This is a genomic window from Rhodobacter lacus, assembly GCF_042683065.1.
Lineage (GTDB): Bacteria > Pseudomonadota > Alphaproteobacteria > Rhodobacterales > Rhodobacteraceae > Rhodobacter > Rhodobacter lacus.
The window spans coordinates 30,985-43,491 of record NZ_JBHUIX010000002.1 but is presented as its reverse complement, the minus strand read 5'-3'; the positions used below and the strand labels follow the sequence as shown (position 1 = coordinate 43,491).

Annotated in this window: 11 protein-coding genes and 1 tRNA gene; 4 read left to right on the top strand and 8 right to left on the bottom strand. The window is 67.4% G+C overall.

The annotated features are described in order from the left end of the window. Nucleotides 1-36: 36 nt before the first annotated feature. From ACFSM0_RS00970 to ACFSM0_RS00955, 4 genes are all read right to left on the bottom strand, one after another. Nucleotides 37-122 (bottom strand) — tRNA-Leu (locus ACFSM0_RS00970). A 62-nt stretch (nucleotides 123-184) separates the two neighbouring features. Then, nucleotides 185-955, bottom strand: a complete 771-nt coding sequence (locus ACFSM0_RS00965; RefSeq protein ID WP_377385826.1) for an enoyl-CoA hydratase-related protein — start codon at nucleotides 953-955, stop codon at nucleotides 185-187. Nucleotides 956-1,293: 338 nt separating this feature from the next. Beyond that, the gene (locus tag ACFSM0_RS00960) at nucleotides 1,294-1,752 is read right to left on the bottom strand and encodes a cytochrome c-type biogenesis protein (RefSeq protein WP_377385823.1); all 459 of its coding nucleotides are present in this window, start codon (nucleotides 1,750-1,752) and stop codon (nucleotides 1,294-1,296) included. A 4-nt stretch (nucleotides 1,753-1,756) separates the two neighbouring features. Then, nucleotides 1,757-3,718, bottom strand: a complete 1,962-nt coding sequence (locus tag ACFSM0_RS00955) for a heme lyase CcmF/NrfE family subunit (RefSeq protein WP_377385820.1) — start codon at nucleotides 3,716-3,718, stop codon at nucleotides 1,757-1,759. Nucleotides 3,719-4,201: 483 nt separating this feature from the next. Here ACFSM0_RS00955 and ACFSM0_RS00950 point away from each other — a divergent pair, with 483 nt between their 5' ends. The 3 genes from ACFSM0_RS00950 (at nucleotide 4,202) to ACFSM0_RS00940 (ending at nucleotide 7,015) form a co-directional block, all read left to right on the top strand. Further along, nucleotides 4,202-5,383, top strand: a complete 1,182-nt coding sequence (locus tag ACFSM0_RS00950; protein WP_377385817.1) for an aspartate aminotransferase family protein — start codon at nucleotides 4,202-4,204, stop codon at nucleotides 5,381-5,383. A 72-nt stretch (nucleotides 5,384-5,455) separates the two neighbouring features. Beyond that, nucleotides 5,456-6,382: an ornithine carbamoyltransferase gene (argF, locus tag ACFSM0_RS00945; protein WP_377386166.1), complete on the top strand. Its 927-nt coding sequence runs from the start codon at nucleotides 5,456-5,458 to the stop codon at nucleotides 6,380-6,382. A gap of 87 nt (nucleotides 6,383-6,469) precedes the next feature. Further along, a complete protein-coding gene (locus ACFSM0_RS00940) occupies nucleotides 6,470-7,015 on the top strand; it encodes an isochorismatase family protein (RefSeq protein ID WP_377385814.1) in 546 nt (181 codons plus the stop codon). On the opposite strand, the gene hrpB is transcribed toward ACFSM0_RS00940, so the two are convergent. Both hrpB and ACFSM0_RS00930 read right to left on the bottom strand, forming a co-directional pair. After that, nucleotides 7,012-9,450: an ATP-dependent helicase HrpB gene (hrpB, locus tag ACFSM0_RS00935; RefSeq protein ID WP_377385811.1), complete on the bottom strand. Its 2,439-nt coding sequence runs from the start codon at nucleotides 9,448-9,450 to the stop codon at nucleotides 7,012-7,014. The genes ACFSM0_RS00940 and hrpB overlap by 4 nt on opposite strands. Before the next feature lie 7 nt (nucleotides 9,451-9,457). Then, nucleotides 9,458-10,192, bottom strand: coding sequence for a DUF3108 domain-containing protein (locus tag ACFSM0_RS00930; RefSeq protein ID WP_377385808.1), 735 nt, complete (start codon nucleotides 10,190-10,192; stop codon nucleotides 9,458-9,460). Between the two features lie 122 nt (nucleotides 10,193-10,314). Between ACFSM0_RS00930 and meaB the strand changes: the two genes are divergently transcribed. Beyond that, nucleotides 10,315-11,307, top strand: coding sequence for a methylmalonyl Co-A mutase-associated GTPase MeaB (gene meaB, locus ACFSM0_RS00925; protein ID WP_377385805.1), 993 nt, complete (start codon nucleotides 10,315-10,317; stop codon nucleotides 11,305-11,307). A gap of 54 nt (nucleotides 11,308-11,361) precedes the next feature. On the opposite strand, the gene rpmB is transcribed toward meaB, so the two are convergent. Both rpmB and ACFSM0_RS00915 read right to left on the bottom strand, forming a co-directional pair. Further along, the gene (gene rpmB / locus ACFSM0_RS00920; RefSeq protein WP_377385802.1) at nucleotides 11,362-11,649 is read right to left on the bottom strand and encodes a 50S ribosomal protein L28; all 288 of its coding nucleotides are present in this window, start codon (nucleotides 11,647-11,649) and stop codon (nucleotides 11,362-11,364) included. A gap of 134 nt (nucleotides 11,650-11,783) precedes the next feature. Beyond that, nucleotides 11,784-12,482 carry an NAD-dependent deacylase gene (locus tag ACFSM0_RS00915; RefSeq protein ID WP_377385799.1) on the bottom strand — a complete coding sequence of 233 codons (699 nt, stop codon included), beginning with the start codon at nucleotides 12,480-12,482 and terminating at the stop codon, nucleotides 11,784-11,786. Between the last annotated feature and the right edge of the window lie 25 nt (nucleotides 12,483-12,507).

Genomic DNA, 12,507 nt, shown 5'->3' with positions numbered 1-12,507 from the left:
CGGGGCAAGCGCGGAATCCGCCCCGCGTGAAGCGGCTGGTGCGGGCGACCGGACTCGAACCGGTATGGAGTTGCCTCCGAGGGAGTTTAAGTCCCATGCGTCTACCATTCCGCCACGCCCGCGCCGGCCCTGCCTAACGCGGGGCGCGCGGGCGGGCAAGCGCCCCGATGCCGCCCCGCCCGGCTCAGGTGCCGCTGAAGCGCGGGGCACGCTTTTCGAGAAAGGCGGCCACCCCCTCGCGGCAATCGGCGCTGCGGCCCAATGCGCCTTGCAACCGCGCCTCGAGCGCGAGTTGCGTGGTCAGGTCATTGCCAAAGCTTGCGCGGAGCGCCTGTTTGGTGGCGCGCAGGGCTGCGGTGGGCCCCGTGGCGAGATGGGTGGCGCGTGCGCGCCAATGTGCGTCGAAATCCACGTCGGGCACCGCCTCCCAGATCAACCCGAGCGCGGCGGCCTCCGCTGCGCTGATCTTTTCGGCGAAGAGCGCCAACCCCATCGCCCGCGCCAGCCCGACCTGACGCGGCAAGGTCCAGGTGCCGCCCGCATCGGGCATCAGGGCGATCCGGGTAAAGGCTTGCAGAAAACTCGCGGAATGCGCGGCAATCACCACATCGGCGGCCAGCGCAAGGTTGGCACCCGCGCCTGCGGCGGCGCCGTTGACCGCGGCCATCACCGGCACCGGCGCTTCGGTGATGGCGCGCAGCATCGGCTCGTATTCCGCGCGCAGGAGGGTCTCGAGATCCGTGATCGCTCCGCTGTCGTTGAGGTCTTGCCCGGCGCAAAAGGCGCGCCCGGTGCCCGTCAGCACCACCGCGCGGGCCTCCGCCTGTGCGCGCAGCAAAGCGGCGGTGATCTCGGCGCGCATCACGGTATTGAGCGCATTCATCACCTCGGGGCGGTTGAGCGTGATCACCGCCAGCCCTTCGGCAAAATCGTATCGGATCGTTTCGTAGCCCATCTCGTGCCTCCCTCGCTCGCGCGATCTTGCCGCGCGGGAGAGGTGGCGCAAAGCGGAACCCCGCGTCACGAGAGGATTGATTTCGCCCCGCTGGCGCGGTGCGACCCGCCGGGGGCTCCGCCCCCGGACCCCCGGGATATTTGGGGCAAGGAGAAAGGGCAGCCTTCGCTCAATGTGGATGGACGCACAAGCTCCCGGACCGCATGGCGAAGATCGGCGCGGAAAACCGACCGGCCTTTTCGACTTTGCAGAAATATCCCGGGGGGTCCGGGGGGCAGCGCCCCCCGGCGGGTCGCTTCGGCTCTGCCGAAGCGAAAGCTGCGATCTGGGCCCGCGGTTTAGTCTTGCAGCAGTTCCTTCAGCCGCGCTTGCTCTTCGGAACTGAGCGCCACTGCCGGGGCCTGCTCTTCCTTGCGTCGACCGCGCAGCCACAGGAACACGCCGCCCAGCGCAATCATCAGCACCACCGGGCCCATCCAGTAAAGGATCAGGTTCGCGCCGCGGCGCTCGGGTTCAAAGAGCACATATTCCCCGAACCGATCCTTCACATAGTCGATCACCTGGGTGTCGGTATCACCCTCGACGAGCCGTTCGCGCACGGCAAGGCGCAGATCGCGCGACACCCCGGCGTTTGATTCGTCGATATTTTCGCCTTGGCAGACCGGGCAGCGCAGCACTTGGGAGATCTGCCGCGCCCGCGCCTCGAGCGCGGGATCGGCGAGCACCTCGTCGGGCTGCACCGCATGGGCCGGTGCGGCAAGGGTGAGAAGGACAAGCAGCAAAACACGGTTCAACATCGGCTCACTCCGCAGCAACAGCCGTAAGGGGCGCGGCCTTGCGCGCGCCGGCGGCAACCCGGTAGCGCCGGTCAGAGAGGCTCATCAGCCCGCCAAAGGCCATGATCAGGCAGCCCGCCCAGATCCAGGTGGCGAAAGGCTTGATATAGGTCCGCACCGCCCAGCCCCCGCCCTCTTGCGGATCGCCGATCACAAGATAGATGTCGCGCCAGAAGCCGTTGTCGATATCGGCCTCGGTCGTGGGCATCGCCTGCACCGGATAAACGCGCTTTTCGGGGTGGAGTGTGGCAATGAGCGTGTCACCGCGGTGCACTTCCATCGTTGCGCGCTGCGCGGTGTAGTTTGGCCCCGGCACGGCCTCGACCCCGTCAAGCGTGATCTCGAAGCCCGCAACCGTGAAGCTGTCGCCCGCTTTTGCCACGCGGATATCCTCGACCTGACCGGCCATCAACAGCCCGATCCCGGCGATGGTGATGCCAAGCCCGCCATGCGCGAGCGCCTTGCCCCAGTCGGCGCGCGGCAGCCGCGCGATGCGGGCGGGGGTGCGGCCCGCGCGCTGCCAGATTTCGGCAAGCGCCCCGAACACGAGCCAGGAGCCGAGCCCGGCGGAGACAAGGGCGAGCACCGGCCGCCCGGTGGCCATCGTCCAGACGAACGCCATCACCGCAAGGGTGAGGATCGCGGCGGGCGCGAGCGGGCCGACCAGGCGGGCAAGGTTGGCCCGTTTCCAGGGCATCATCGCGCCGATCGGCAGCAGGACCGCCAGCGCCACCATGAAGGGGGTGAAGGCCTTCTCGAAGAAGGGCGCGCCGACCGAGAGCTTGCGATCCCAGAAGAGTTCTGCCACCAGCGGCCAGACCGTGCCGGTGAACACGACAAGCGCCGCCACGGCAAGCAGGATGTTGTTGATCACCAGTGCCGATTCGCGGCTGACCATCGAGAAGATGCCCTTGGCCTGCATCTCCCCGGCCCGCGCCGCAAAGAGCATCAGCGCGCCACCGGTGAAGGCGGCGAGGATCATCAGGATGAAGACGCCGCGTTCAGGGTCATTGGCGAAGCTGTGCACCGAGGAAATGACCCCCGAGCGCACGAGGAACGTGCCGATCAGCGAAAAGCCGAAGGCCATGATCGCCAGAAGAATCGTCCAGCTTTTCAGCGCCTCGCGCTTCTCCACCACGATGGCGGAATGCAGCAGCGCCGCTGCGAGCAGCCAGGGCATGAAAGAGGCATTCTCGACCGGATCCCAGAACCAGAAGCCGCCCCAGCCAAGTTCGTAATAGGCCCACCACGAGCCGAGCGCGATGCCGATGGTGAGGAACACCCAGGCCGCGAGCGTCCAGGGCCGCACCCAGCGCGCCCAGGCAGCATCGACCCGCCCCTCGATCAGCGCGGCGACGGCGAAGGAAAACGCCATCGAGAGCCCGACATAGCCGAGATAGAGGAAGGGCGGGTGGAAGGCGAGGCCGGGGTCTTGCAAAAGCGGGTTCATGTCGCGCCCGTTGAAGGGGACATCGACAATCCGCGTGAACGGGTTCGAGGTGAAGAGGATGAAGGCAAGGAAGGCAAGCCCGATCGAGCCCTGCACGGAGAGCACCCGCGCGCGCAGCCGCTCGGGCAGCGCGCCGCCAAAGGCCGCCGCTGCCGCACCGAACAGCGACAGGATCAGCACCCACAAGAGCATCGAGCCCTCATGGTTGCCCCAGACGCCGGAGACCTTGTAGAGCATCGGCTTGTCGGTATGCGAATTGGCATAGACGAGCTCGAGCGAAAAATCCGAGACGACGAAAGCATAGGTCAGCGCCGCAAAGGCGGTGGCAATGAGCAGGAATTGCGCCAGTGCCGCGGGGGCGGCGACCGCCATCCAGCCCGACCAGCCCTTGTGCGCGCCCACAAGCGGCACGGTGGTTTGCACCAGCGCCACGAACAGCGCGAGGATCAGGGCAAAATGCCCGGTTTCGACGATCATCCGGGGGTCCTCCTCAAGTCGGTGGGATCATAGAGGCGCGCGCCCCCCGGGCCAAGTCAGTTGCGCATCTGCCCTGCATCTTTCGCAAAAGCGTGAAAAGCGCAGCGCATTGCGCCGAGCGCGGGCAAGCCTGCGTCGCGCCGCACGCGCGCGAGTTCACGAGAGAGATTGGGACGATGGCGCTTGCTCTCCGGGGCATTGGAGACGGTTTGCGGACGTGTCTTTCAGGGGGCGATATCGGGGCCTCCCTTGCGCTCTTGCGGTTTCACTTTGACAGCGCGGAGCGGATTCGCTAAGCGCAGCCCATGATCACCCGGACCGCCCTCATCGCCCGTCCCCGACGTCGCCGCACCCGCGCCTGACGCCTGATCTGCCGTGGCTTCTCGCCACATCTCTCCACAAATCCGCCCATCCCGGCCAGACAGTGTTGACAGCCGCCGCGCGCCTGTTGCACCCCTTGGCCTTCCTTTTTCGGAGCACAAAATGATCGCTTCCATCCTGCCCACCTATTCCCGTGCGCCCCTCGCCTTTGTGAAGGGCGAAGGTTCCTGGCTCGAGGCGGCGGATGGCAGCCGATATCTGGACCTCGGCGCGGGCATCGCGGTGAATGCGCTTGGCCATGCCGCGCCCGCGCTTGTGGCCACGCTCACCGAACAGGCGGGCAAGCTCTGGCATGTCTCGAACCTCTACCAGATCCCCGAGCAGGAAAAGCTTGCCGATCTGCTTGTGGCCACCACATTTGCCGATACCGTCTTCTTCACCAACTCCGGCACCGAAGCCTGCGAGCTTGCGGTGAAGATGGTGCGCAAATACTGGTATGAGAAAGGCGCGCCCGAGCGCACCGACATCATCACCTTTGCCGGTGCCTTCCATGGCCGGTCCTCTGCCGCCATCGCCGCGGTCGGCTCGGAAAAGATGACCAAGGGCTTTGGCCCGCTGCTGCCGGGCTTCGTGCATCTGCCCTGGGATGACCTTGAGGCCGTAAAGGCCGCGGTCGGCGAGACCACCGCCGCGATCCTGATCGAGCCGGTGCAGGGCGAGGGCGGCATCCGCCCGGCGACGGACGCTTTCCTCAAGGGGCTGCGCGAGATCTGCGATGCGACCGGCACGCTTCTGGTGTTTGACGAGGTGCAATGCGGCATGGGCCGCACCGGCAAGCTCTTTGCGCATGAATGGGCCGGCGTCACGCCCGATGTGATGATGGTGGCCAAGGGCATCGGCGGCGGCTTTCCGCTTGGCGCCGTGCTCGCCACCGAAAACGCCGCCTCCGGCATGACCGCGGGCAGCCATGGCTCGACCTATGGCGGCAACCCGCTTGGCTGTGCCATCGGCGCGAAAGTGATGGAGATTGTCACCGCCGAAGGGTTCCTTGACGCGGTGAGCCGCAAGGCGGCCTTTTTGCGCCAGCGCCTTGAGGGGCTCGTTGCGGCCCATCCCGAGGTGTTCACCGAGGTGCGCGGCCAAGGCTTGATGCTGGGCCTCAAATGCGTGCCCGCGCCTGCCGATGTGGTCAAAGCCGCTTATGCGGAGCATCTGCTCACCGTGCCCGCGGCGGATAATGTGCTGCGCCTCCTGCCCGCGCTGACGATCTCGGAAGACGACATGGCCGAGGCCGTGCGCCGCCTTGATGCCGCCGCCGCGCATCTCGAACAGAACCCGGCCTGATTTCATCTTGCCGAAAATATCCTCGGGGGTCCGGGGGCAGACAGCCCCCGGCGTCGCAAGAAAGAAAAGATGATGACCCATTTCCTCGACATCCATACCACCGCGCCGACCGAACTGCGCGCGATGATCGACAGCGCCCGGGCCATGAAAACCGCCCGCCTTGGTCGCCCGAAAGGGGCGCCCGATGACGACAAGCCGCTCGATGGCTGCATGGTGGCGCTCATTTTCGAGAAACCCTCGACCCGGACCCGGGTGAGCTTCGACGTGGGCGTGCGGCAGATGGGCGGCCAGACGATGGTGCTTTCGGGCAAGGAAATGCAGCTCGGCCATGGCGAGACCATCGCCGACACCGCCCGCGTGCTGAGCCGCTATGTCGATCTGATCATGATCCGCACCTTCGAGGAGCAGACGCTCCTTGAGATGGCCGAATATGCCTCGGTGCCGGTGATCAACGGGCTGACGAACCGCACCCATCCCTGCCAGATCATGGCCGATATCATGACCTATGAGGAGCACCGCGGCCCGATCGCCGGGCGCAAGGTGGTCTGGTCGGGCGACGGCAACAATGTCTGCGCCTCCTTCCTGCAGGCGGCGGGGCAGTTTGGCTTTGACCTCACGTTTACCGGCCCCTCGACGCTCGATCCCGAACGCGAATGGATCGAATTTGCGCGTGCCAAGGGCGTCAACGTGACGATCGAGCGGGATCCGGCGAAGGCGGTCGAGGGCGCGGATCTGATCGTGACCGACACCTGGGTGTCGATGCATGACCCGGAATCGGCCAAGGAGCGGCGCCATAACCAGTTGCGCCCCTATCAGGTGAACGAGGCGCTGATGGCCAAGGCGAAGTCCGATTGCCTGTTCATGCATTGCCTGCCCGCGCATCGCAACGATGAGGCGACCAGCGCGGTGATGGATGGCCCGCATTCGGTGATTTTCGACGAGGCGGAAAACCGGCTCCATGCGCAAAAGGCCGTGATGCGCTGGGCTTTGGGGAAGTAAGGAAGAAGGGGGGCGCTGCCCCCCTCTTTTGCGCTGACGCGCAAAATTCACCCTCCGGGATATTTGCACAAAGTCGAAGGGGCGAGGATGGGCAAGACGGCGCTTTTGATCATCGACATGCAGATGGAGATGCAGGCGCGACTGGATGAGGGGCGCGCGGCGGTGAACCCCGATGCGGCGGCCGCTATTGCCCGGCTTGCCGCGGCCTGCCGGACCACGGGGCGCGCGGTCGTGCATGTGCGCCATCATGACGCCGATGCCGGCTCGCCCTTTTATCCCGCAGCGCCCGGGGCGCAGCCGATGCCCTGCGCCGAGGCCCTGCCGGGGGAAGCGGTGTTTTACAAATCCACCTCTTCGGCGTTTGCCTCGACCGATCTTGCCGCGCATTTGCGCGCCGCGGGGATCACCCGGCTCATCGTCACCGGTGCGGTGCTCGGCTTTTGTGTCACCTCCGCGGTGCGGGCCGCCGCCGATCTGGGTTTTGAGGTGATTTTGCCGCGCGATGCCTGTCTGGGCTTCGATCTGCCGATGATGGGTCTTTCGGCTGAGGAGATCGCCGCCGTGACCTTTGGTGTGCTCGGCGCCGATTTCGCCACGCTGTCGCGCTCGGAGGCGGTGATCGCCGGGCTCTAGGTGCCGCGCGGTTTTGCGCGCGTGGTCGGGTCGGCCTCGCGCGGGTTTTCCGGCCAGGGGTGGCGCGGGTAGCGGCCCCGCATATCCTTGCGCACCTCGGCATAAGAGCCCTCCCAAAAGCCGGGCAGGTCCATCGTCACTTGAATTGGCTTGCCTCCCGGCGAGAGGAGCGCGATGCGCAAGGGATGGCGTTTCGGGCCCACGGTGGGGTGGTGCGTCACGCCATACATCTCGGGCAGTTTCACCTCGATCGTCGGCACTTCGGCGCCATAGTCAATTGGCACACGCCGCCCGAGCGGGGTTTCGAAATGGCCGGGCACGAGCCGGTCGAGATCAGCCATCTGGGCCCAGTCGAGCTGGGCGCGCAGCGCCTCGGTGAGATCGAGACCGCGCAGCTCGGATTCGGTGCGCGCGCGTTTGAGCCATGGCAGCAGGGCCTCACCCGCGAGCAGGGCCGCGTCGGAAAGGTCCGGGAATGCGGCGCCATCGCCGCGCAAAATATCGACACGGGCGCGGAAGCGGGCGGCGGCGGGCGTCAGCGGGAGCCCGATCTGGCGCAGCCCGTCGAGCGCGCCGCGCGCCAGCGCTTCGGGCGGGGCCTCGGGCCAGTGCCGATCTTCGAGCACCAGCGCGCCAAAGCGCTCCTGGCGGCGCGCCACAACGCGCCCCTCGCGCTTTGACCAGGCGCAAACGTCGTGCCAGGCGATCTGGTTTTCATAAAGGCGGCGCAACTCGGCATCGGCGAGCGCGAGGCCTTGGCGAACCCGCGCTTCGCGGGGGTCTCCGTCAAGGTCGGAGGCCACGATCAGCCGATGCTTGCCAAGCCCGTCGGCCTCGTCCAGCACCGCGCCTTTGCCGCCCGAGAGCACATAGCGCGCGGCATCGCCCTTCCGGCGCAGGCCGATCCGGTCTGGGTAGGCGAGGGCGAGCATTTCGGCGGGGCTGTAGCGCTCGGCCGGGGCCGGGACCATGCGCGCGAGGCGTTTGGCCTCGCTGCGGATACGCTCCAGCGTGCCGCGATGGAGCTGGCCGGGGTGGTGCGCCTCGTAGCGGCCCGGATCGCGGATCGCGCTCAGCCGCAGCGTGAGGTCTGCCGGGGCGCCGCGGATCGGGTCGCGCTCCTCAAGGAGGGCGGCGAGCGGCGCGGCCTCGGGCCCGGCCATCACCAGCATATGCGCAAGGCGCGGATGCAGCGGCAGCGCGGCGAGGGCCTTGCCATGCGCAGTAATGCGGCCCGCATCGAGCGCGCCAAGGCTTTCGAGAAGCGCGCGGGCCTCGGCCAGCGCCGGGCCGGGCGGCGGGGTGAGAAAGGCAAGGTCCGCGCCATCCGAGCCCCATGCCGCAAGCTCGAGCGCCAGCGCAGCGAGATCCGCCACCGCCATCTCGGGCGGCGCAAAGGCGGGCAGTGCGCCCTCTTCGCCCTTGGTCCAGAGCCGGTAGCAGATCCCTTCGGCGACACGGCCCGCGCGGCCGCGGCGCTGTTCGGCCTCGGCGCGGGAGACGCGTTCGGTGACCAGCCGCGCCATGCCGGAGGCGGGGTCAAAGCGCAGCCGCCGCGCGCGGCCTGCATCGACCACCACGCGGATATCTTCGATGGTGAGCGAGGTCTCGGCGATGGCGGTGGCGAGCACCACCTTGCGGCCCCGCTCGCAAGGCGCAATCGCGGCGCGCTGGGCGGCAAATTCCATCGCGCCAAAGAGCGGGCGCAGGGCCACATCGGCGGGCAGACGGTCGCGCAAAAGCGCCTCGACGCGGCGGATCTCTCCTTCGCCGGGCAGGAACACCAGCACGCCGCCCGTGGTCTCTTCCACCGCTTGGTGCACGAGCCCCGCGACTGCCGCCTCAAGCCGCATCCCCGGCGCGACGGGGCGCGGCAGCCAGCGCGTTTCAACCGGAAAGGCGCGCCCCTCCGAGCGCAGGATCGGTGCATCGTCCAGAAGTGCCGCCACCGGCGCGGCGTCGAGCGTGGCCGACATCACCACCAGCGCAAGATCGGGGCGCAGCGCCGCGCGCGCCTCCCAGGTGAGCGCGAGGCCGAGATCGGCATTGAGGGAGCGTTCGTGAAATTCGTCAAAGATCACGCAGCCCACGCCCGCAAGCTCGGGGTCGGATTGCAGCATGCGGGTGAGGATGCCCTCGGTCACCACCTCGATCCGGGTTGCCTTCGAGAGCTTCGCCTCGCCGCGGATGCGGTAGCCCACAGTTTCGCCGACGGTCTCGCCCAGCGTTTGCGCCATCCGCTCGGCGGCGGCCCGCGCGGCGAGGCGGCGCGGCTCCAGCATCAGGATTCGGCCCGCGACCTGATCGCGAAGCGCAAGCGGCACCCGTGTGGTTTTGCCCGCACCGGGGGGCGCCATCAACACAACGCGCCCCGCCGCAGCGAGCGTGCGGCAGAGGTCAGGCAGGATCGCGTCGATGGGCAGTGCGTCTTTCACCCGGCCCTTATCGCCGTTTCAGGCGGCCTTTGCCAAGGATCGTCTCGGTGGAAATGTCGACCACCTGCAAATGGGCCCCGTCCGGGGTGGGCGCATAGGTGAGGGTGAAGGGGAAACGGGTCTTTTCCGCCATATCCTTCTCGGAAAACCCCTCAAGACGGCGATATTCGCCCGCACAGCGCAGCCCGGCTCCGGCGGGTTCGGGCGCAGACAGCGCCACTTGCGAGCGTTTCGTGCCGTCAAAGAGCGTGACGGAGAGTTTGCACGCCTCATCGGGGGAGACGTCGCGCAAAACCGCGTAAAGCGCGGTGAGCGGGTCGATCGTGCCGCCCTGTTTGGCGGGGTCGACATCATTGGGGCGCGGCGTGCGGGGCGGCTCGTGGATCACCGAGGCCGGCACACCGCCATTATAGATCACCGTGTTGCGCGAGCGGGCATCGCCGCGTTGCGAGACCACTTCGACACTGCGCGGAGAGAAGCCGCCGCGCGTTACCCGGCCATCTGCCGTGGCTTCGTAGCGGATCTTTTTCAGCATCCCTGCCAGCCCCGTGGTCTGCATGAGGCCTTGCGCGCCGTAGCGCCCCGCGGCGATCTTGCCATCGATGACAAGCTCGCCCGCCTTGACCCCGCCGAGCAGGACATCAAAGACGATATGGTCGGTCTGGTCGGCCTGAGCCGGTTGCGCCAGCGCGAGCGCGAGCCCGGTGGCAAGTGCAGTCAGGGTGCGGACGGCAGCTCTCATCGGTGCCTCGAAACTGTCTGGGGGTCTTCACTCTGGACATACACTGCCCGCCTCGGGCATGAAACCGGAACAGATCGACGACCCGATGACAGTTTCGTTAGACGTGCTTTGAGGAGGCAAAGATGACCGTGACGACCGACCCCGTGACCGATCTTGCCCCGCGACTCCTTGCCGGTGAGCGCCGGGCGCTGGCGCGGGCGATCACCTTGGTCGAATCGGGGCGGGCAGATCATCGCGCGCAGGCCACGGCGCTGCTCGAAGCGCTGGCGGGGGCGGGCAAGCAGGCGCTGCGGATCGGCCTTTCCGGCACGCCGGGCGTGGGCAAATCGACCTTCATCGAAAGCTTCGGCATGATGCTGGTGGGGCAGGGGCTCAAGGTTGCGGTGCTGGCGGTGGACCCGTCTTCGGCGCGGTCGGGCGGCTCGATTCTGGGCGACAAGACGCGGATGGAGCGGCTCTCGCGCGAGCCGATGGCGTTCATCCGGCCCTCGCCGAGCCAGGCGCAACTGGGGGGCGTGGCGCGCCGCACCCGCGAGGCGGTGAGCCTGTGCGAGGCAGCGGGCTTTGACGTGGTGCTGATCGAGACGGTCGGCGTGGGGCAGTCCGAAACGCTCGTGGCCGAGATGACCGACCTTTTCATCCTGCTCATGGCGCCTGCGGGGGGCGATGAGCTGCAGGGCGTCAAGCGCGGCATCATGGAAATGGCCGACATGATTCTCGTCAACAAGGCGGACGGGGATCTCAAGCCCGCGGCACTGCGCACGATGTCTGATTACGCGGGCGCGCTCCGGCTTTTGCGGCGCCGCCCGCAAGACCCGGAGGGGTTTCCGAAGGCCGTCGCGGTCTCGGCGCTGGCCGAAGAAGGGCTGAAAGCGGCATGGGGCGACATGTGCGGGCTTGCCGACTGGCGCCGGGAGCATCACCATTTTGAGCGCCGCCGGGCGCAACAGGCCCGGCACTGGTTCGAAACCGAGGTGCGCGAGGGGCTTCTGGCGCGGCTTCACACCGACCCTGCCGTGCGCGCCAAGATGCAGGCGCTGGGGGCAGCGGTGGCCGAAGGCCGGGCCGCCCCCGCCGCCGCTGCAGCCGAAATGCTCGCGGCGCTATCGCACTGAATAAATGCAAAAAGCCCCGCAAAAGCGGGGCCTTGCACGAACCATCGGAAGCGGTCAGGCGGCGGCCTGAGCTTTTTGGATGGCTTTTTTGATTTTCAGCGCATTGGCCGAAAGCTCGGTGTCCGAGGCTTTCATCAGGAAAGCGTCGAGGCCACCACGGTGGTCAACGGTGCGCAGGCCAGCGGCCGAGACGCGCAGCTTGAACGATTGGCCCAGAACGTCCGAAATCAGGGTGACGTCGTTCAGGTTCGGCAGAAACCGGCGACGCGTCTTGTTGTTCGCGTGGCTGATGTTGTTGCCCGACATCGGGCCTTTGCCGGTCAGTTCGCAGACGCGCGACATGGCGATGTTCCTTCGTTTCCTCGGGCGCTCGCGGCCCACTTCCAATACTGCGAGACCCGCTGGCGCGGTTCCCGGAAATCCGTTCGCGGGGCATAAGGGCAAAGCCGCTCCGCGTCAAGCGATTCATATCCCTTTCAGGTCTTGTCCGCCAGCATCTCGCGCACCCATGCGGGCACGACCTCGGTGGCGGGGCCATGGCGGGCCGTGTCGAACATCCGCGTGCCCGCCGAGGGCTCAAGGTTGAGTTCCAGCGTCGGCACGCCCGCATGCATCGCATCGGCGACAAAGCCCGCCGCCGGGTAGACATTGCCCGAGGTGCCGATCGAGACAAAGAGATCCGCCTGCCGCAGCGCGGCCCAGATCTCTTCCATCCGGTAGGGCATTTCGCCAAACCAGACGATATCGGGCCGCGTCTTGGGTTTGCCGCAGGCGGGGCAGGGGTCGGTGATGTGCATCTGCGCCGGCGCGGGCCAGCGATGGCCGCAGCCCGCACAAACTGCCCCCGCAAGCGTGCCGTGCATGTGGATCAGGTTTTGCGTGCCCGCGCGCTCGTGAAGGTCATCCACATTCTGCGTCACCACCAGAACGGCATGCCGCCCGTCCGCCTCCAGCGCGGCCAGCGCGAGATGGGCGGCATTTGGCGCTGCCGCGGCCGCGGCGGCCCGGCGCGCGTTGTAAAAGCGCTGCACCAGGTCCGGGTTGCGGGCGAATCCCTCCGGGGTGGCCACCTCTTCGATGCGGTGCTCTTCCCACAGCCCATCCGCGGCCCGGAACGTGCGGATGCCACTTTCCGCCGAAATTCCCGCGCCGGTGAGAATCACGATTCTGGCCATGGGCGCGCTCCTTCGCTACAGATGC